This window comes from Chitinophagales bacterium, assembly GCA_020635995.1.
Taxonomy (GTDB): Bacteria; Bacteroidota; Bacteroidia; order Chitinophagales; family UBA8649; genus JAFMKE01.
Genome location: JACJYS010000001.1, coordinates 424,076 through 445,260, shown reverse-complemented (window position 1 = coordinate 445,260; position 21,185 = coordinate 424,076). Strand labels below are relative to the sequence as shown.

21 protein-coding genes are annotated in these 21,185 nt (G+C 33.0%); 6 read left to right on the top strand and 15 right to left on the bottom strand.

Going from position 1 to position 21,185, the window contains the following annotated elements; genetic code table 11:
- Window positions 1–153: 153 nt before the first annotated feature.
- The 10 genes from murF to H6578_01830 all read right to left on the bottom strand — a co-directional run bounded on the left by murF (window position 154) and on the right by H6578_01830 (window position 9,043).
- The gene (murF, locus tag H6578_01875) at window positions 154–1,419 is read right to left on the bottom strand and encodes a UDP-N-acetylmuramoyl-tripeptide--D-alanyl-D-alanine ligase (GenBank protein ID MCB9225906.1); all 1,266 of its coding nucleotides are present in this window, start codon (window positions 1,417–1,419) and stop codon (window positions 154–156) included.
- A complete protein-coding gene (locus tag H6578_01870; GenBank protein MCB9225905.1) occupies window positions 1,419–1,760 on the bottom strand; it encodes a helix-turn-helix transcriptional regulator in 342 nt (113 codons plus the stop codon). The genes murF and H6578_01870 overlap by 1 nt, the downstream gene beginning before the upstream one ends.
- A 5-nt stretch (window positions 1,761–1,765) precedes the next feature.
- Window positions 1,766–2,986: an ABC transporter permease gene (locus H6578_01865; protein MCB9225904.1), complete on the bottom strand. Its 1,221-nt coding sequence runs from the start codon at window positions 2,984–2,986 to the stop codon at window positions 1,766–1,768.
- Window positions 2,987–3,343 carry a 30S ribosome-binding factor RbfA gene (gene rbfA / locus H6578_01860; GenBank protein MCB9225903.1) on the bottom strand — a complete coding sequence of 119 codons (357 nt, stop codon included), beginning with the start codon at window positions 3,341–3,343 and terminating at the stop codon, window positions 2,987–2,989.
- Window positions 3,344–3,713: 370 nt separating this feature from the next.
- On the bottom strand, window positions 3,714–4,460 hold the full coding sequence (locus H6578_01855; GenBank protein ID MCB9225902.1) for a hypothetical protein: 747 nt from the start codon (window positions 4,458–4,460) through the stop codon (window positions 3,714–3,716).
- Window positions 4,457–4,996, bottom strand: coding sequence for a hypothetical protein (locus H6578_01850; protein ID MCB9225901.1), 540 nt, complete (start codon window positions 4,994–4,996; stop codon window positions 4,457–4,459). Before H6578_01850 ends, H6578_01855 begins: the two co-directional genes overlap by 4 nt.
- Before the next feature lie 792 nt (window positions 4,997–5,788).
- The gene (locus tag H6578_01845; protein MCB9225900.1) at window positions 5,789–6,160 is read right to left on the bottom strand and encodes a hypothetical protein; all 372 of its coding nucleotides are present in this window, start codon (window positions 6,158–6,160) and stop codon (window positions 5,789–5,791) included.
- Window positions 6,153–7,178, bottom strand: a complete 1,026-nt coding sequence (locus tag H6578_01840; GenBank protein MCB9225899.1) for a hypothetical protein — start codon at window positions 7,176–7,178, stop codon at window positions 6,153–6,155. Before H6578_01840 ends, H6578_01845 begins: the two co-directional genes overlap by 8 nt.
- Window positions 7,179–7,250: 72 nt before the next feature.
- Window positions 7,251–8,645 (bottom strand): OmpA family protein, encoded by a 1,395-nt coding sequence (locus tag H6578_01835; GenBank protein ID MCB9225898.1) that lies wholly within the window; start codon window positions 8,643–8,645, stop codon window positions 7,251–7,253.
- A gap of 74 nt (window positions 8,646–8,719) precedes the next feature.
- On the bottom strand, window positions 8,720–9,043 hold the full coding sequence (locus tag H6578_01830; protein MCB9225897.1) for a nucleotide pyrophosphohydrolase: 324 nt from the start codon (window positions 9,041–9,043) through the stop codon (window positions 8,720–8,722).
- 30 nt (window positions 9,044–9,073) lie between these two features.
- Between H6578_01830 and H6578_01825 the strand changes: the two genes are divergently transcribed.
- A complete protein-coding gene (locus H6578_01825; protein MCB9225896.1) occupies window positions 9,074–9,697 on the top strand; it encodes a YdcF family protein in 624 nt (207 codons plus the stop codon).
- A gap of 53 nt (window positions 9,698–9,750) precedes the next feature.
- On the opposite strand, the gene H6578_01820 is transcribed toward H6578_01825, so the two are convergent.
- From H6578_01820 to H6578_01800, 5 genes are all read right to left on the bottom strand, one after another.
- Window positions 9,751–9,996 carry a hypothetical protein gene (locus H6578_01820; GenBank protein MCB9225895.1) on the bottom strand — a complete coding sequence of 82 codons (246 nt, stop codon included), beginning with the start codon at window positions 9,994–9,996 and terminating at the stop codon, window positions 9,751–9,753.
- A 3-nt stretch (window positions 9,997–9,999) separates the two neighbouring features.
- The gene (locus H6578_01815; GenBank protein ID MCB9225894.1) at window positions 10,000–10,314 is read right to left on the bottom strand and encodes a thioredoxin family protein; all 315 of its coding nucleotides are present in this window, start codon (window positions 10,312–10,314) and stop codon (window positions 10,000–10,002) included.
- Window positions 10,315–10,427: 113 nt separating this feature from the next.
- Complete coding sequence (locus H6578_01810; protein MCB9225893.1) at window positions 10,428–13,940, bottom strand: choice-of-anchor J domain-containing protein; 3,513 nt, start codon at window positions 13,938–13,940, stop codon at window positions 10,428–10,430.
- Window positions 13,941–14,088: 148 nt separating this feature from the next.
- A complete protein-coding gene (gene pyk, locus H6578_01805; protein ID MCB9225892.1) occupies window positions 14,089–15,513 on the bottom strand; it encodes a pyruvate kinase in 1,425 nt (474 codons plus the stop codon).
- 39 nt (window positions 15,514–15,552) lie between these two features.
- On the bottom strand, window positions 15,553–15,984 hold the full coding sequence (locus tag H6578_01800) for an IPExxxVDY family protein (protein MCB9225891.1): 432 nt from the start codon (window positions 15,982–15,984) through the stop codon (window positions 15,553–15,555).
- A 106-nt stretch (window positions 15,985–16,090) separates the two neighbouring features.
- Here H6578_01800 and H6578_01795 point away from each other — a divergent pair, with 106 nt between their 5' ends.
- From H6578_01795 to H6578_01775, 5 genes are read left to right on the top strand one after another with little or no spacing between them, the layout of a single operon-like run.
- Entirely contained in the window at window positions 16,091–16,327 is a 237-nt protein-coding gene (locus H6578_01795) for an acyl carrier protein (GenBank protein ID MCB9225890.1), read from the top strand.
- Window positions 16,328–16,335: 8 nt separating this feature from the next.
- The gene (fabF, locus tag H6578_01790) at window positions 16,336–17,586 is read left to right on the top strand and encodes a beta-ketoacyl-ACP synthase II (protein ID MCB9225889.1); all 1,251 of its coding nucleotides are present in this window, start codon (window positions 16,336–16,338) and stop codon (window positions 17,584–17,586) included.
- An 8-nt stretch (window positions 17,587–17,594) separates the two neighbouring features.
- A complete protein-coding gene (gene rnc, locus H6578_01785) occupies window positions 17,595–18,293 on the top strand; it encodes a ribonuclease III (GenBank protein ID MCB9225888.1) in 699 nt (232 codons plus the stop codon).
- A 28-nt stretch (window positions 18,294–18,321) separates the two neighbouring features.
- Window positions 18,322–19,806 carry a glycosyltransferase family 39 protein gene (locus H6578_01780; GenBank protein ID MCB9225887.1) on the top strand — a complete coding sequence of 495 codons (1,485 nt, stop codon included), beginning with the start codon at window positions 18,322–18,324 and terminating at the stop codon, window positions 19,804–19,806.
- A complete protein-coding gene (locus H6578_01775) occupies window positions 19,806–21,179 on the top strand; it encodes a hypothetical protein (protein ID MCB9225886.1) in 1,374 nt (457 codons plus the stop codon). Before H6578_01780 ends, H6578_01775 begins: the two co-directional genes overlap by 1 nt.
- The last annotated feature ends 6 nt before the right edge of the window (window positions 21,180–21,185 follow it).

Here is a 21,185-nt window from a genome sequence, read left to right as displayed (position 1 = left end):
TTACAACAAATATTTAGAACTAGGAGAAAAAATACTGGATAATAAGAGAACTCAGGGAATTTGAAAGAATAAAAGGTATAAAAATTGAGAATTGGATAGAAAGGTAAAACACTTCTGCAAAATTAGGAAAACAAGACAGATTTGAGTTGGAGTTTATACCAATTGTTCTAAAGCCATACCTCTTGAGCCTTTAATAAGAATATATTTTTTGCTAAAATTTTGTGCTTGAAACCACTTTTTGGCTTTTTGAGTTGTTTCAAAAAATAAAGCCAGTTTATTTTTATGCTCATAAAAAGCTTTGCCTACAAAAACGCATTGCTCAAAATTAAAAGCTAAGGCATAATCTATTAAGTTTTTATGTTCATTAGAAGATGTTTTTCCTACTTCAAACATATCGCCTAAAATAACTATTTTATGCAAGTTGTCTATATTATTAAAACTTTCTAAAGCTACTTTCATACTGCTGGGGTTGGCATTATAAGCATCTAAAACAATGGTGTTATCTTTAAATTTAATCACTTCTGAACGATTATTTTGCGGCACATAATTTTCAATGGCTTCTTTCATTTCATTTAAAGAAATTTTAAAATAGCTCCCTATAGCCAATGCTGTTCCAATATTTACTCCATTATAATTCCCTATTAAATGACTGTTAATTATTGTATTTCCTACGCTTACTTTTACAAAAGCACCTGAGCTGTTTATTTTAAAATTAAAATCAGCTTGCGAGTTTTGAGCATAACTATAATTGTTGTTACATTTTTTGCTTTGTTCAGTTAATACGGCATCATCTGCATTATAAAATACTAATCCGTTGTTTTTATTAACGGCTTTATAGAGTTCTGTTTTTCCTTTTATAACGCCTTCTACTCCTCCAAAACCCTCTAAATGTGCTTTCCCAATGTTTGTTATTATTCCATAATTTGGCATTGCCCACCAGCAGTATGTTTCAATTTCGCCAACGTGGTTAGCTCCCATTTCTATAATTGCCATTTCATGTTTGTTGCTAATTGAAAGCAAAGACAAGGGCACCCCTATATGGTTATTCAGATTGCCTTTTGTAGCAAAAGTTTTATACCTTTTATTAAGTACAACGCTCAGCAGTTCTTTTGTAGTAGTTTTGCCATTGCTCCCCGTTATTCCTATAATAGGAATGTTTAAATATGCTCTGTGGTAAGCTGCCAATTCTTGTAGTGTGGCAAGTACATCTTTTACTAAAATTGTATTTTCTTGTTCATATTCTTTTTCATCTATTACCACATATTTAGCTCCATTTTCAAGTGCTTGTTTAGCATAGATATTCCCGTTAAAATTTCCTCCTTTTAATGCAAAAAAAATCTCATCTTTTTGCAATGTTCGGGTATCGGTACAAACACCTTTACTGTTTAAAAATAAGCTGTGTAGCTGTTTTATTTCCATTAGTTCAAGTTGATAATTTTAGAAATTTTGTCCATCTTGCTTTCTAAATCTTTTATTCTTTCTTCTAAACTAAGCACTTTTTCTAAAGTCGCTTTACCTACTTCTTGGTTTTGTACGGTTTCTTGCACTATTTTAACACCCAATTTTTTGGTTAAAAAATCATCTACGCTTAGGTTAAAGTACTCGCATATTTTTAAAATAGTTTCAAGCTTTGGTTCTGCTCTGTTTTCTTCATAGCTACCTATGCTTCCTCTGTTTATGTCAAATAAATCGCCAAATTCTTGCTGACTCAAACCTTTTTCGGTTCTTAATTTTTTAATATTATGTGCTATTATTGACATATCCTCTAATTTTTTACAAAAGCCAAACTGTTGTTAGCGGCTCTTTTAGCAGGAAACCACGAAGCCAAAAGACTAATAATAAATACCATAATAAATGCTATAAAAACATCTAATAATTCTAATTTAACAGGATAAGCATCTATAACAAAACCTCCGTTTGTACCGAGCTTTATAAAACCAAAATACTGCTGCAACAATACTATAATAACACCCAAAACAGCTCCTATGCCGGCACCTATTAAGGCTCCAATAATACCTTCTGTTATAAAAACTTTAAAAACCATACTGTTATTCGCCCCCATAGCTTTTAGTATAGAAATATCCAATCTTTTTTCCATAACCAGCATAGATAAAGCTCCTACAATAGTAAAAGAAATAATTAATAACACTAAAAACAGAATGGCTATCATTACAAAACGCTCGGCTTGCATAGCTTTATATAGTGCCTGATTTTGCTCAACTCTGGTAGTACTTGTAAAATTGCCTCCCAAAGCATTTTTTATAGAAGCCGACAATGATTTTAAACTTACATTAGGTTTAGCTTTTACCTCTACAGCAGAAATTTGATTTTCTGTTCTTTGCAATTTTTGTACAAAATCTAAATCCGTTAAAATATAAGTGTTATCAAATTCTGTTTGAATACCAAAAACGCCACCGGGCACTATAGATGCCGTATTAAAAAGTTGTGCCGCAGTTATACCGCTTGTTTTTCCTTTTTTGGGAATAGCTATTCTAATGGCTTCGTTGTTTTTAGCTTCAATAGTATAAAATAATCCTGCTCCTAATAAAGCATAGTCTCTGTCGGCATCTTTTAGCTCATCAGAACCATAAATTATATACTGTTTTATGTCATTTACTTTATCAAAATTTTGGTCGTAACCTTTTATTTTAGCTATTGCCGATTTTCCTTTGTAAGTAACATAAGCATTTTCTTCCAGCACTTTACAAATAGCTTCCACACCTTCTATCTCTTCTATTTTTTGTAGTAAATCTGCCGTTGTTTCAAAAGTTTTTCCTTCTGTCGGTTTTATTTCTATATCGGCATAAAAACTACTTTGTAGTTCTACCACTAAATCTTCAAAACCATTAAAAACAGAAAGCAATACCACTAAAACCATAGCTCCCAAACCCATACCCACCATACTTATGTACGATATAATGTTTATGGCATTAGTACTTTTTTTAGAAAACAAATATCGCCACGCTATTTTAAAAGGTAGGTTCAACTATTTATCCTCATTTAAGTCTTTAAAAATTTTATTCATCTTTTGAGCATACTCCATAGAGTCATCTACAAAAAACTCAATTTCCGGCACTTTACGCAAATTATTTCTAAGTTCATTTCCTAAGTGTCTTCGCCATTCGTAAGAAGTACTGTTTAAAATATCAACTGTAAGCTGTGGTTCTTCATTGCCAAAAACACTAACATAAAATTTTGCAACAGATAAATCGGGGCTAGTAATTACTTTAGTAATACTAACCAAAACACCACTACCTATAAAATTTACTGCATTTTTTTGTAGTATTGATGCCATAGTTTGCTGTAGCAATGATGCCATTTTACTTTGTCTTCTGCTGTCCATAGTTCTTCTATTAAAATGTAAAAATAACTATTTCTATTGCAATGATTAATGTTTCTACGCAATTAACGTATTTTCAAATTATAGGATTGGTAGAAGGTCAGAAGGTAGCTTCTGATAGCACATTAATAGCTTTTCTTTATCGTAGCTACATTTATCTGCCGAAGGCATGAAGCTACTTCTTTCATTGCCTAATCCTTATTTATCTACCTTTGGTAGAGAACCGCTCCGCTTATTCTAAGGACAGCTGAGAAAAGTTACCTTTTTAGCCAGTCCGTAGGCACAGCCGTACGGACAGCACACAGCTTATAAACTACGGAGAGGTGGGCTCGAACCAGCATTGGGAAACTTCTGACAGCACAGAAAAATCGATTTAGGGTGTAATATATCCAAATGAGAATCTAATTAACTTCCCTTGTTTAAAAAAATATTTAGCTTCGTAAATACACTCTACATTCTCATATTTGTATACTGTGGTATCATAAATTTCTTCTTTTGAAAGTTTCCATTTTTTACTCTTTGTAATGTTTTCTAATTCTTTTTCTGTGATACTTAACTTTATGCCAAAACCAGATACAAAATTTGAGTATTTAGTCTTGGTAAAATGGAATTTTGGTATATATAAATCGTTTTTAGGGTTAAAACTTGAGTTTAAAATTTCTTCCGGAATGAACTCATCAACACTCCCTATAATATATCCAATCTCTGCTTCTTTATACTCATAAGCATAACCACCATAATTAATACCAAAGGATATGTAAATCAAGGAATCTTTTGTTGTAAAATATATTCGGTCATTAAGTCCCCAAACAGAGTCATAATTATCAAATGCGTTCTTCATACTTTCCCCATTATTGAATATTATCGAGTTTACGCTAATATCTAATCCTTTGCATAATGTATCTTCTTTATTCTCAATATGCATTTCCTTGAATGGCAAATTGGTGTCTTTGGAGAGGAGTATAGTACTATTATTATTGCTATTTGTTTCATCCACTTCATTATTGTTTTCTAAACTATTTTTTCCTGATTGTGTGGAAGAAACATTAGTGTTATTAGTAGTGGTTTGGCAATAGATAAAAAAACCAAAAATAAAGTATAAAAACACTATCTTTTTCATTCTTTACCGGTATTGATTCCATTACCACTATTTCCATAATTTGGATTGTTGGGTATGTGGTGAAAAATAATTAATGTTCTTTGTTGAACTCTAATATAGTTATCAAAAAAGTTGCCCAATTTTATTAATGTTGCATCGTTTTCCCTGATGCCAATGCAACCAGCAGTCCCTCTTGTATTACAGTCTGGGTGAATTAATAATCCACCTCTAATCCCTCTATAAACAGGAAGTCTTAATTTCCACCCAAGTGCTCCACTATTTAAACGCATTCCCGATTCAGGAGTGACTAGTGCCCATATTGGTCTTGCCTTTCCATCTAATCCAACTTGATATCCATTTTGTACGGTACTGGTATAATTTGGCAAAGGTCCATTGCCAAAATGCCCACTTGAAAAATTAAAGGATTCAACAGTAAGCCTACTTCCATCGTCAAAAATAGTTTGCAAATGCATTTTACCTATAGTTGCTAAAGGTTGTCCTCCTGAAGTCCGTCCATTTAACTCTTCTCTAGTAATAACTTTACCTGTAAAATCCAAAGCATAATTTCCTGTTTCAAAAGCTATTAAGTTATTATTACCAGTGATTAGTTCATCCCTTTTTGCATTCCATTCCATATCATTAACAAGACCCTGTGCCTTAGTTTGGTCGCCCAAATAACCATAAAATTGATGTTCTGGGTCTGATGTTGCAGCAGTTGTGGCTACGGTATATCTTTCAGTTGTAATTTTTACATTTCTCATAGACCCTGGATTATTGATAATGCCAAGTAGAGAACCGTCTTTTATATTGTAATAACTTGTTGTATCTCCAAATGGATCATTAAACAATATCGGATTATTGGCGAAAACTCCATATGAACTAATACTTGTGTTTGGTTTTGGGTCTAAGTTCCACCTACGACCTAAGCAACTATCATACTGCCAAAACTCAGCAGTATAGTTATTTCCCTGCCCTGCAATTTCATCATCTTTCTCTTGACCATTAAATCCAAACCTATAGTTTTCACTGGTGTATTGTCTTCCTGGCATAGGCATGCCGAATGGGTGGTATTTTTTTACACTTAAATTTATATAATATGCTACTTGATTTTGCACGTAACTTGCTTAAAGTTTAAACCAAATGTAAGCATTTTTTTTGATGTTTTTGTAAACAGATTGTTAGAAGGGAACTTCTGACAGCACGGAAAAGGGCAAAGCTTCTGACAGCACATTAAAGTGTCGGGTGGAAACACCCGACAGCACTTAAAAGAGTCCTCTGCGAGAGACCCTATGGGGGGGGATGGTGGTCGTTTTAGCTTGTTTCAGTGTAGTGTTGATAACTTTTTTATTTTACCACTTATCACAATCATAATTGAAAATAAATGTGGTGTCAAAATCTTCCCTAAACAATTTTATTTCTAAAATGCCTTTAGGCTTGTATATGCTATCGCCTATTTGGGTATAATTAAAAAATGGTTTAAGCTCCTGTCCACATACAACCCTATGGTTATATTTTTTGAAATTAAATACTCTAATTGTTTCAACATTGCTAAACTTTATATCATAAAACTTTTCAACTACAACTCCGTTCAGGTCATGATTAAGAAGATTTTTCTTTTTTAAACATCCATCACTTGGTTGCAATAATAAAAATATAACAAAAAAGACTATTGCACTTAAAAACAAAATAGAACCTAATTTCTCTAATTTTCCATTACTCATTAGATGAATTTTGTTTAGCTACTTTATTTTTCCAAAAAGTATAGGTAGTTGTCCACTGATATTGTCCACCTATTTCTACATTGGTCAATTTACTTAAATTAGTCCATTTTAACGCTTTATAGCCTTCCCCTAAACTTCCTCCTCCCTCAATAGCTGTATAATCATAACCCGTTCTTCTAAAATTGTCTTTTTCAGGGTTATTTCCACTTACTTGACCAGACAAAAACCAGGCACCACCAACATATTGAAAGCCTCTGCCTTCTAATTGGTCAACCCTAAATTTATTGTTTCCTTCATTTCTAAAACCACCTGAATTAATACCTAATCCAGCACCAAATCCAACTCCTCCTCCAACTGTTCTAAAACCTGTTCTTCCTCCAAATTTATCTTGAGCGAATCCAATCGTATAACTTGCACCACCTGCAAAAACAAACGATGCATTTCCAGAAATATACCAAGGTGTATATAAGCCAAATTTTGATTTTGCTCCTTTGAATCCTTTATTGTCAAAAACTGAAGCATCAGGTCTATAAGCCTTTACTTCAACACCATCTTCTAAATTGCCGCCTGTTCGAGTATATTTGTCTTTTCCTTCTCCATAAACGTGAAAACCCCAATCTGCTTTTTTGTCTGTACCTTCATTTCTATTGAATACATCTCCGACTCGACTATTATCATCTAATTTCTTAGCAATTTTTTTCTGTTTTCTTTCAGCTTTCTTTTGAGTTCCATATAAACCTAATGGGTCGGTATAATAAATAGGATTGTTATTATTGATTGTGTACGGACTTTGCCAAGGGTAAGTAATTGGGTCTGTGTTCCACCTAGTAACTACTCGTGGGTTATACTCCCAAAACATTGCTGTATAATGGTTTCCGCTGCCTGCTATCTCATCTGAACGCTCTTGTGTATTAAATCCGAACCTATAGCTTTCACTAGTAAAAGACCGTCCTGGCATAGGCATGCCGAACGGGTAGTAGTCGGTAGCATTTAGTATTTCTGTTAAAAGATATTTCATTTGCACTTTAAATATAATAAAAATCCCGAACATTTCTGCTCGGGATTTTTATTTTTTATTATGCTTTAAAGATTATTTAATAATCTCTAATTCTACTTTTCTGTCTTTAGCAGCATCTGTATTTGTATTATGATACTCCCCAAATCCGTAAAGCTCTACTTTAGAACCATCATATCCTTTGCTTTGTATGTATTTCCATACATTCTGAGCTCTTCTTAAAGATAAGTTTAAGTTGCTCATTTCATCTCCGGCAGCATCGGTATAACCTTTAACTTTTAGTTTGTAAGAAGCATTGCTATTTAATGTTGCCAATACTCTATCTATTTTAGCTTTTTCTGAACTGGTTACTACATCGCTTCCAGAAGCAAAATAGATAGTTGTAACATTTTCTGTTACTCCTACAATTGGCTCAGACGGTTTAACTGGTTTTGTAGGTTCTACTACTACAGGCTTAGTTGGCTCTGTAGGTGTAACTGGTTGCGTAGGCTCTACTGGTTTTGTAGGTTCTACCACTACCACTTCTTCTTTAGGACAACCACTGTTGCTGGCAGGTCCCGCTTCTTTAGGACATTTATCATATTTATCTACTATACCATCACCATCACTATCTGGACAACCGGCATAACGTTTTTCTCCTTTTTCATTAGGGCAAGAATCTTTATCATCCGGAACACCATCGCCATCTGCATCTGCTGAAGGACAACCTTTGTTTTCTAATGCACCAAATTCATTAGGACAGTTATCTCTACTGTCGCCTAAGCCGTCTCCATCACTATCCGGACAACCGAACAACTCTGCACTACCTGCCGCAAATGGACATTCATCTACTAAATCCGGAACGCCATCGCCATCCGCATCACTAACATCTTTACTTTCTTCTACTTCTTTTACTTTTTTAGACTTACCAAAGTTAAATACTACTGAAGCACTGTGCTGAGTGTAATCGTAAGAGTTGTCTATATTCAATTTATATGTAGATTGCAAATTAAATGTTAACCAATCTAAAGGTCTAATATTTAAACCTATACCAAAAGGCACATAAGTGTTAAAATCATAACCTACTATGCTGTTAAATCCAAATCCTGTGTGAATATATGGAGCTACCACGGCATCTTCTTTAAATATATATCCGTTGTTAAATTTGTATTCTACATTTACGCCAAAATCATAAATGTGTTTCCAATCGTAATAATCTGCAGCTACATCCGGATAAGCAGTAATGTGCGGATACCAAACTTTTCCAAAAGTGAAATCTGCCTTTAAATTAAAAGATGGGTTTAAATATCTTCCTGCAAAAAATCTACCTGAACCTTTGTAATTGTCAAAATCAAAGAATGATTTTGTTAATGGACCAGAAAAATCTATAGCACTAATGCCACCCCCTACTGCCCATTTATGGGTTTCGTTTTGTGCAAAAACTCCTAAGCTGAATATAACGCTTAAAGCTAAAAATATAATTTTTTTCATAATAAATTGTTTCTTATTTTTTTAATTTCAATGCAAAAGTATAACTTTTTTAATTCTTTTTAAGAGATATTGACCTACAATTTACTATTATTCTTATGTCGGCTACTATCTCTCTTTGTTTTTTTCTCTAAGTTCTTTAGCAAAGATTGTTCCAAATCTACTCCTGTTTGATTAGCTAAGCATATTAATACAAACAAAATATCCGCCATTTCATCTGCCATATTTTCATCACTTTCTCCTTTTTTAAAGGATTGCTCGCCATACTTTCGGGAAAAAATTCTTGATAATTCGCCTACTTCCTCCATTAATACAGCTAAGTTTGTCATTTCATTAAAATAACGCACGCCATATTCTTTTATCCATTCATCTACTTTATTTTGAGCCTCTTTTATTGTCATTTTTGATTTTTTTTGTTGCAATTTAGCAAAATGAAAAGGAAATTATTCATTTTTTTAGGTTTCATTCTACTGCTTTTACTATGCTTGTTTGTTTTTAAAACGCCAATAATGAAAGGCATGGCTAATTTTTTAATAGCCGAAAATGAGGCTAATCACACTTTAAATTATGGTTTTGTGCTTTCCGGAGGAGCTTTTGACAGGAGCAATAAAGCTGCTTCTTTGTATAAAGACGGGAAAATATTACGGTTTATATGTACCGGCAAAAATCAGTCGCCAGACTTAAAAGCATTAGGAACAGACACCTTAGAAAGTGATTTAACCAAGCTACAAATGGTAAAACAAAACGTTCCGGATTCTTTAATATATTTGCTTAAAGAAGGCACCAGCACTTTAGAAGAAAGTGAGGCTATTTTAGTTTACTGCAAAACCAACAATATTAAAGAAATAGGAGTTATTTCATCTAAATTTCACACTAAAAGGGTATATCAAGTTTTTACCAAGAAATTTAAAAAAGAGGGAATTGAAGTGTTTATTTATGGAGCACCCAGCTCTATGTACAACGAAATGGAATGGTGGCAAAATGAATATGGCTTAATAGCTTTAAATAATGAGTATATTAAGCAGTTATATTATTTGGTAAAATATCGGGAATAAAGGAAATCATACCGATTAGGATTGGTATTAACTGTTTGATTTTATCCTAACAATCAAGAAATAGAACCTCTAACTTTTTCGGTGTATTTGCGTAGTGCTGTTTTAAAATCACATTGGGTGTTTCCCATTTCCTGTTTTATCCATTTGGCAGCCATAACGTGCGTTAATTGTTCTCCGTCATCAGCTCCTTCTATTTCTATGGTAGGTTTTTGCTCATTTATTATGGCTTCTTCAGCGGCTTCCAGTTCTTCAAAAGAGTGGTTTGCTTCTACTAATTTTTTTATGGCTGGTATTTTCATGGCTTATAGTTTTTTTATTAAATCTTCAACAGCGTCAATTTTAGAAGTAGGAAATCCTTCTACTAAATTGCCACTGCTAAACCCTGCAAAAAACGGCAAATTGTTTACTCCTGCTTTTGCTCTTGCATTTGGGTTATTCTCGGCATCAACTTCTATAAATAATGTGTCTTTATAGTCTTCATTATTAGCTAAATTGCTATATTTTGGAGCAATTAGTCTGCAAGAACCGCACCACCCGGCATAGTATTTTACCATTACTTTTTTATTGTCTTTCAGTAAAGTTTCAAAGTTGCTATCATTAGCATTTATTATTTCCATACTTAGTTTTCCGTTATTAACGCATGGCATATTAAAGTAGTTCACTCTGCTGTATAAAAAACAAAAGCCCCACAAAAAAGTGAGGCTTTAGTTTTTCTAAAAAATTATTTTATTTATTTACTAACAGTAAGTTTTTTAACTGCTTTTCCATTTCCGTTGCTAACTTCTACAATATAAATACCAGCAGCAAAAGTGCTTACATCTATAGTTGTAGAGAAATTATTTACAACATTATTAGATTTTGAGTAAACTACTTTTCCTAAAGTATTAAATATAGAAATAGTTGTTTCCATTGATTGTGCAACATTAAAACTTATAGTTACATTTTTATTAGTTGGGTTAGGGAATATTTGTAAAGATTGCATTACTACACTGTTAATGCTATTTCCTAAATCTACTACTACAGTTTCTGTATTAGTACAGCCATTTCCGTCAGTGATAGTAACTGTGTATGTTCCTGCACTTAAACCTGTTGCTGTTGCTGTAGTTTGAGCTGCATTATCACTCCATAGGTATGTGTAACTTCCGTTTCCGCCAGTAGCTACTACAGTAGCTGTTCCGTCTGCTGCACCACTTGAAGTTTCTGCTGTAGATGAAGTAGTACCATCTAACATAGTAGCATTAGCAATAGTAACTTGTGTACTTGAAGCAGTACATCCGTTAGCATCTGTTACACTTAATGTATAATTTCCGGCACTTAAACCAGAAGCATCTTCATTAGTGCCTCCTCCGTTAGTCCAAGCGTAAGTATAATTAGGTGTTCCACCATTAACAGTTACGTCTATAGCTCCATCATTACCCATGTAGCAAGAAACATCACTAGTATTATCTACTACTACACTTATAGCACTTGGTTCATTAATTGTAGCACTTTCAGTATCTGTACATCCGTTAGCATCTGTTACCGTTAATGTATAAGAACCAGCACCTACACCTGTTAAGTCAACTGTGTTTTGAGTTGTATTTGTCCAAGAATAAGTAGGTGTTCCTGTACCTCCTGATACTGTCATATCTACAGAACCAGTGTTTGTTCCATTACATGAAGCATCTGTTGTACTAACTAATGTAGCTGTTAATTGAGAAGGTTCTACGATAGTGAAAGAAAGCGTAACAGAGCAACCACTTGCATCGCTTACTGTTACAGTTTTAGAACCTGGAGTTAAATTATTTCTAGTAGAAATAGTAGAGTTAAATCCTTGATCACTCCAGTTATAACTTATTGCACCAGTAGCTCCTGTTACCGTTACACTAACAGTACCGTCATTTGCCCCAAAACAAGATATGTTTTGGAAAGTAGATATACTGGCATTTAAAGAACCGGTAGCATTATTAATAGTTCCACTTCCAGTACCAGGACAGTTGTTGGCATCTGTTACAGTTACGCTATATGTTCCTGCTGAAAGATTAGAGTGGTTTGGCTGGTTAGGTAAAACCGGATTCCAAACATAACTGTAAGGTGAAGCACCACCACTAACTGTAGTAGTTAATGTTCCGTTAGGTGTAGCACAGTTGGTTACGTTTGTAGTACTAACGGATACGTTTATTGTAGGGCACAAGCAAGAAGCCGGAGCTGTAAATAAACTATTTTCAGTATAAGTACAAGCTGTGTTAGCTGTAAAATTAGCTGTAACGTTTACTGCACTTCCGTTAGAAGTTAAACCTGTTAAAGTAACTGTTTGTGGGCTTGAAGTAATGGCAAAAGTTTGACCATTAACACTTAAACTACCACTTGCAGGTGGATTGGTATAAGTTACAATAACTTGTTGTGTATATTGGTTAGTAGAAGAGTTACAAGCACCTTGTGTGCCGGCAGTTAAATCTGTAATAGAGCAAACATTACAAGGAGCAGGAGCTGTAAATAAACTGTTTTCAGTATAAGTACAAGCTGTGTTAGCTGTAAAATTAGCCGTAACGTTTACTGCACTTCCGTTAGAAGTTAAGCCTGTTAAAGTAACCGTTTGTGGGCTTGAAGTAATGGCAAAAGTTTGACCATTAACACTTAAACTACCACTTGCAGGTGGGTTGCTGTAAGTAACAGTAACTTGCTGCGTATATTGGTTAGTAGAAGGATTACAAGCACCTTGTGTGCCGGCAGTTAAGTCTGTGATAGAACAAGGAGAAACAGATGTAGTCATATTAAATAAATCTAAAATAACAAAACCTGTAGCTGATTTTCTAAATTCAACCATGTAATCACTTTTTGTAGTTGTTGGTGTAGTTGGGAATGTAAATTGTTGATATGTTGAATCTCCCGCTGCCAAAGTTATATTCCCTAATAAAGTGTTTGTAGTACCTGAGGCATCTACCAAATAAGCAGCTACACTACCTGTAGCACCATACCCAGTTCTAGCCCAAATACTAAACTCGTAACTTTGACCAGCAGTTAAAGTAAGTTCAGGAGATTGCATAGTTTCATTAAGAGCTCCAGTAGTTAAACTTCCACCCACTACTGATCCGATAACTAAAAAATCCCCATCGTAAGCATCTATATTTGAAAATGCTCCTACAGAGAGTGAATTGTTGTCATTATCATTGTCAAAATATTTCCAGCCCCATGTTGTGTGGCTAAAATCAAATTGACCTGCCACTAAATCTGCTATTTCATAAGACGTGCTATATGGTGCTGTATATGATAATGTTGGTGCAATTACAGCACCATAGTAATAATCATCATTGTTAAAAACAGTATTGTTAGCAGCAGAATCTAATTGCACATAAAAATCAATAGTACCATCAGTTGCTAATGAAGGAAATAAAGATGTTATATTTTCAGGAGCATAGCTATATGTGTATGTTTGACCAGGAGCTAAAGGCGTTCCTAAATTAACTGTATCACCATAAATTACCCCAACGGTTGGACCACTAAGATTATCAACTAAAGCATAAGTTAAATATATAACACTAACAGGATCTGTACCTGTATTTTCTATAGTAACATCAGCGGTAAAATTGGTTCTTTTTGAATAATCAACTATGATAAAATCATCTGAAGAAAATACCGTATTTTGTAATTCGCCACTAGTTGTAACATCAGATATTGCTAAGTCACTATTTGCTGGGGTTGTTACAGCTATATCATCAACCATTAATACGAACATGTCATTAGAATTATTTCTCCACGCAATATATACAGTTTGATTACTGTAACCAGCTGCTTGTAAATCTACGCTTCTTTGAGTCCATGTTCCTCCAGATTCAGCACCAATTGAAAATAATGGAGGGTTGGCGTTAAATCCTGCTATTGTGGGAGTTGTTGTAGAAATTCTTACTTCATATCCGTCAGGATAATCTACATCCTGTGCTTCTGCTTCCCATGATAACGTGTTGTTTGTAGTTAGGTTAATAGCAGGTGTTATTAGCCAATCATCAGCAGTACCTGCTGGTGTGTACCAAGAAGTACTCATGGCAACCGTATCTGTGGTGTTATCAAAATCCGCAGCACCTATCCAAGCATTTGTAAATTGAGCCACATTGGAATTAGGTGTTAGTCCATCATTGTTTATTAGTGTCCATGTCCCAGGTATTCCAGAAGCAAAATCCTCAGAAAATAAAATTGTTTGGGCATTACCTATTTGCCACAAGGCAAATGTAAAAACACCCAAAAGTGTTAAGTAAATCTTTTTCATCAAAATAAAATTTTAGTTTAAAAATAAAGCCTAAAGGTAGTAATTTAATATGGCAATTTAATACTATAATCTAAATTTAGTGAAAAAAAAAATATTGTATTTTATATTTTACACAAAATCAATAAGAAATAAATATAAATAAATTTATCTACTTAACTAAGCTAACTTTCACAGTATTGGTTTTGCCACGTTTATCTAATGGCATGCTGGCGGTATTTACTACTATATCGCCTTCTTTTAGTAGGTTTTTAGTTTGTAAAAGTTTTATTACATCGGTTATGGTTTCATCTGTTCCTTCAAAACCTTTGTAGTAAAATGCTCGCACGCCCCAAAACAAACTCAATGTTGGCAATAGTTTTTTATTGTCGGTAAAAATAAAAATCTGTTCTTTAGGGCGGTAGCTGCTTATCATAAAAGATGTATATCCCGATTTTGTCATTCCTATTATAGCTTTAGCTCCTATTTCTTTAGCTATTTTGCAGGCATTGTAGCATATAGCGTCAGATATAAATGTTTCTGAACTTCTTTTTGCCTCTAATTTTTTATCGTAGATAATATTTGTCTTTTCTACATTGCTTAAAATGTGCTGTATGGTTTGTACCACTTTTACGGGATATTTGCCCACCGAAGTTTCAGCACTTAGCATTACTGCATCTGCACCGTCTATTACCGCATTTGCTACATCGTTTACCTCTGCTCTTGTAGCCACAGGATTTTCTATCATACTTTCCATCATTTGCGTAGCCACTATTACGGGTTTTGCAGCTTTAATACATCTTTGTATTATTTTTTTCTGTGCTAAAGGAACTTGCTCTAAAGGAATTTCTACGCCTAAATCTCCACGAGCTACCATAATGCCATCCGTTGCTTTAACTATGTCTTTAATATTTTTTAGTGCTTCGGGTTTTTCTATTTTGGCAATAATTTTAGTATGACTTCTTTTATCGCCTATTATTTCAGCTATTTCTTCAATATCATGTGCCGTTCGTACAAAACTTAAGGCTATCCAATTAGCTCCATTTTCAAGTGCAAAGTTTAAGTCTTGTTTATCTTTTGGGGTTAAGGCAGGTACCGTTAAATTGGTATCGGGCAGGTTCACTCCTTTTCTTGAAGTAAGTTTCCCTCCGTTTATTACTTTAGCTTTTATAACATCGCCTTTTATTTCTTCTACTTTTAGCTCTACTCTACCGTCATTTATTAGTATTCTTTCTCCTTTATGCATTTCATTATGCAAATCAAGATAATTGATATACAAAATTTTGTTTGTGCACACACATTCGGTATCACATACATCTATAATATCGCCTCTTTGCAGTTCTATTTCTCCATTTATATCTCCCAGTCTTATTTTAGGACCTTGCAAGTCTGCTAATATGGCAACTTTTGCATCTAAAGTTTCGTTAGTTTGTTTTACTAATTCAAAACCTTTTTTGTGGTCGTCATAAGAACCGTGAGAAAAATTAAATCGGATAACATCTACTCCCGACATAACCAATTGATGATAAACTTCAGGAGTGCTTATAGCAGGACCAAAAGTGGCTATCATTTTAACCTTGTTAATTGGAATTTTCATGTTTTTTCAGTTTGTTTTTTTGGCAATGCAAAGCTACAATTAAAATTCTTTAGCTATTATTTTTTGCTCGGCAGGTTTTAATGCCGGGTCTTTAAATATTAACTGAACATCATCTATATTATTAAGCTTGTTATATACTTCGCCTATATCAAAAGGATTTTCTTCATCTATAGTTTTAATGATAAACAAAAAATCAAAATTTTTTAACGATTTTATAATCACATTATCGGGAAGCTTGTTTTGAAAAAGGAAGTACTGTAAGTCATTTTCTTCATCAAAATAAGAAAAAAGGCTGTGCTTTTTTGCTTTACTCTCTTTTTTATTCTCATAAATTAAGTCATCTTTTTTAGCCAATTCTATAGCTAAAATGTCATTAATAAAATAGCTTAATCTATAATCTTTAAGTGTAGAAGCCAAAGCAAGTATATAATGTTTTACCTTAGGTTGATATGTAATTTTTTCTTTTGCCAAACCAGCATGCAAATTAAGTTAAATAATGAAAGCAACCAAAAAAATAGGGAAAATGATAAAATAAACCTTAAATTTGCCCGAGTTAATCAAAACAAAAAAAACAATCATGTCAGAAATTAAAGAAAAAGTAACCAAAATAATAGTTGACAAATTAGGTGTAGAAGAATCTGAAGTAACGGCTGAGGCAAGTTTCACTAATGATTTAGGTGCAGATTCATTAGACACCGTAGAATTAATAATGGAATTTGAAAAAGAATTTAATATTTCTATTCCAGATGAAAAAGCAGAAACTATAGCTACTGTAGGAGATGCTGTTAAATATTTAGAAGAAAATACAAAATAATATTAAGTATGGAGCTGAAGCGAGTAGTAGTTACAGGATTAGGTGCTCTTACTCCCATTGGCAACAATCTTAATGATTATTGGAATAATTTAAAAATGGGAGTTAGCGGAGCTGCTCCCATTACTCATTTTGATACCAGCCAATTTAAAACAAAGTTTGCTTGCGAGCTTAAAAACTTTGATATAAACGACCACTTAGACCGTAAAGAAATTAAGCGTTTAGACCCGTTTAGCCAGTTTGCTATGGCAGCAGCTCATGAAGCCATGACAGATGCCGGATTAGTAGATAATAATGAGGTAAACAAAGATAGATTTGGTGTAATATGGAGTAGCGGAATAGGCGGAATACAAATATTTCAGCAAGAAATTTCAGAATTTTTTACGGGCACTGGAACTCCGCGTTTCAATCCCTTTTTTATTCCTAAAATGATAATAGATATAGCTCCGGGGCATATATCTATGCGATATGGCTTAAGAGGACCTAATTTTTCGGTAGTATCTGCGTGTGCTTCTTCTACTAACAGTATGATAGATGCTTTTAATTACATTCGCTTGGGTATGGCAGATTTGTTTGTAACAGGCGGTTCAGAAGCATCAATATGCGAAGGTGGCATAGGCGGATTTAATGCCATGAAAGCACTTTCTGAAAATAATGATGAGTATAAAACCGCTTCCCGACCTTTTGACAAAACAAGAGATGGTTTTGTGATGGGCGAAGGAGCTGCCGGACTAATACTTGAAGAATACGAACACGCTAAAGCAAGAGGAGCTAAAATATATGCCGAAGTAGTAGGTGGCGGCATGAGTGCCGATGCACATCATTTAACAGCACCACACCCCGAAGGACTGGGAGCTATTAATGTAATGAGAAATGCTCTTAATGATGCTAAATTAAAGCCGGAAGATATTGATTATATAAATGTACACGGCACATCAACGCCTTTAGGCGATATTTCTGAAACATTGGCAATAAAAGAAGTTTTTGGAGAGCAAGCGTATAAGTTAAATATATCTTCTACAAAATCTATGACGGGGCATTTATTAGGAGCGGCAGGAGCTATAGAAGCCGTAGCTTGTATTATGGCTATAAAAAACAGCACCGTTCCGCCTACCATTAATTTTAAGCATCCCGATGAAGCAATAGACCAAAAACTGAACTTAACTTTAAATAAAGCCCAAGAAAGAGAAATAAATTTTGCTTTGAGCAATACTTTTGGTTTTGGAGGACATAATGCTTCAGTTATTTTTAAAAAAATCTAAGCAGTATTTTGAATTTTTTTGAGAAAATAAAAGGTCTATTTTCTACTCATAGAAAAGATGAATTTCACCAATTTATATATAGAACAACAGGTGTTTTTCCTCAAAATATTGACTATTATGTAATGGCTTTTAGGCATAAATCATTACATAAATCAAAAAATTATGAACGCTTAGAATTTTTAGGCGACAGTGTTTTAGATACTGTGGTAAGTGAATTAATTTATAAAAAATTTCCTACAAAAAAAGAAGGCGAGCTATCAAAAATAAGAAGTAAATTAGTTAGCCGAAATGTATTGAATGAGCTATCAGAAAAACTTTATTTGCATGAGCATTGCCAGTGTGATAAAAAATTAAATTTAGATACTTTTGAAAACTTGGGTGGCAATGTGCTTGAAGCATTAATAGGTGCCATATATTTAGACAAAGGATTTGCCCAAACCAAAACATTTATTTTAGAAAAAATAATAGCCAACCATGTTGACTGGGAAGAAATACTAAATACTAAAGATTATAAAAGTTTATTGTTGTCAAAATCGCAGCAAAAAAACTTTGATATGAAATATAAAGTACTTAAAGAAATACCCGAAGATTATAAAAACAGATTTACCGTAGGACTTTATATAAATGGAAACAAAAAACACGAAGCACAAGGTAGTACCATAAAAAATGCAGAGCAAAAAGTTTCTGAAATGTATTTAAAAAGTTAGTTTTGACAGCAATAAGAGAACTGACAATATGAAAAATGTTTATTTTATACTGCTAATATTAATATTGTCATTTACCTACAATTATCATGAAATTTTATTAAAACGCCCTTGCTCTTCTCATACTTGGCGACAAACGGACGGAGCTTCTTTTGCTTTAACATACTATCAAAAAAATGCTTCTTTATTAGAACCTCGGTTGCATAATTTATTGGGCAACGATGGCAAAACAGTAGGTGAATTTCCCATTATTTATTATTTAGTAGGTAAACTTTATAAAGTTTTGGGCTATCATGAATTTTTGTTTAGAGCAGTAAACACTTTATTGTTTTTTCTTGGTTTATTTTCTTTGTTTAAGCTAAGTTATTCCCTTTTAAAAAATACTTTTTTTGCTTTAGTAATAACAGCATTGGGATTTTCTTCGCCTGTTGTAAATTTTTATGCCAATAATTTTCTGCCAGACGTACCGGCACTTGCTTTATCGTACATTGCTACTTATAATTTTTATTTATTTTACTCAAAACACAAGAAAAAATATTTTTTTATTGCTTTACTCACTATTACATTGGCTGGGCTAATAAAAGTTACTGCGTTAATTCCTTTATGTGTACTTATAGGCGTTTGGCTAATAGATTTACTATTTGTAAAAAAGGAACACAAGTTATTTAATGGCAAAACTATTTGGTTAAGCTTTTTAAGTATAGTTCCGTTTATTGTATTTGGTTTGTGGGTGCTGTATTCAAAACATTACCAAAGTATTAATGGCAATGATTATTTCTTATTAGCCACAAAACCTTTTTGGAGTGTAGATGCAGAAACTAAAAAATTCATTTTTGACAGATTAACTCAAAACTGGGGCTGGTTTCCAGAGTTTTATTGGAAAGTAACTATATATTTATCATTGGCTCTTTTTGTTTTTTTGTTAATAAGCAAAAAAGTAAATTTCCATATAAAAATGGCGTTAGCATTGTATTTTTTTGGCGTTTTAAGCTTTGTAGCTCTTTATTTTGCTCAGTTTGCCCACCACGATTATTATGCGGTTAATTTAATGCCATTTTTTATGGTTAATTTTTTAGCATTTTTTTATGTTTTTAAAGATGCTCTTTGGATTAATAAAAAGTGGTTTTGGGGTTTAACCATAGTCTTTGTTTTTTTTAATATTCAGCACAACGACAGGCGAATGCACTATAGATACGAAAACCCGTATGCTATGGCTGTAGAGCCTTTTTATTATATAAGTCAAAATTATTTAGATAGCTTAGGTATAACCCAAGATAAAAAAATATTGTATTATGGAGAAGAATCTTATTGTGCGGCTTTTTATTTAATTAACAGATATGGTTGGTCAAGAGCATACAGTAGTTTTTCTACAGAAGAAGATATGTTGCGTTATAAAGAAAAAGGAGCAAGCTATTTATTTGTACTGGGAGCAGAAAGAGTTGAGGAATTAAATATTTCTTCTCGCTTTCCTTTAGTTGATGTATTTAATAATTCCGTTTATATTTATAAGCTTTAATGTTGTTTAAACAAAAACCATATATTTTTATTCTAATTATACTATCATCTGTTTTGTTGTTGGTGTTTTCTTACTACTTTGCCTTAGAGCGTATATTAAGTGCCGATACAGCTACATACATTTACAACTTAATGAATAAAGAAACGTTTAATTATGGTTCATTTAGGTTTATAGCTATTCCCACTCAATTACTACCGCTACTACTTATTAAACTTAATGCTTCTTTCCAAACGGTATTAATTTCATATAGTGTCAATTTAATGTTGTTTCACATAGGTGTTTTACTGGTTTTACTTTTGGTTTTAAAAGATATAGAAGCAACTTTAATCTTATTGATTTCGCATTTAATTTCATCTTCTTTAATGTTTTATTATCCCGTTAGCGAGTATCAAATGGGATTAACGTTAACAGTACTGCTTTATGCTATATTAAATAATAATAGTTTTTTAAACAGTAAATGGTATTGGTTTGTTGTGTTACCACTATTATTAATCATAAGCTATGCTCATCCGCTAATAATAATATTTGTTTCTTTTGTTTTTCTTTTTGTTTGGTATCATAAAAAAGAAAAAGCTACCTTAAAATGGGGTATTACTTATCTGTTCTTTCTTTGTTGCTATTTTAGTAAATATCTGTTTTTTACTGTTCCAAACGATTCGCAAAACATGCTGGAATTACGCTACTTGAAATTTTTTCCCTTAGATGCTTTTCTTGTGTTTTGGCAACAGACCATTAACTATGATTTTTTAGTTTTAATAGCACTTGCTTTAGCCTTGGTGTTTTTAATTGTACAAAGAAAATACCTGTTGGCGGTCTTTTTTATATTGTTTGTATATGCTAATCTTTATTTAGCTATGTCAAAATTAGGCAATCAGGGATATATGTATTATCACGCACATATTTACCAAATGGTTAGCTTTATAGTGGCATTAGTATTTGTATATTACGGGTTTAAGATTAAGCAACCATTATGGGCAATTATATATACTTTTATTGTAGTTGTGGGTTTAGTTCAAATATTTAATCGTTCGGAATTTAGCAGAGAAAGAATGGCTTATTTTAATAGCTTAATTGATAAAACACAGGCTATGCAAACCAATAGAGGCATTGTACAAAATAATGAAGTAACGTTTAAGAAAAATGGTTGGTTTTGGGCTATAGATATAGAAACACTCATACTTTCTACTTATCAAAGAAAAGAAGCAACTACAGTAGTTATAAAAAATAGCGAAAGTATTAGCGAAGATGATTTGACTCGTACAGATGCATTTATTGTGTATTGGACAACTTTTAATGTAAAGGACGAATTTAATGAAGCGTACTTTTATTTAAGCCCCAATAAGTATAAGTTTATTTTTAAAAACGAAGAATAATAATTC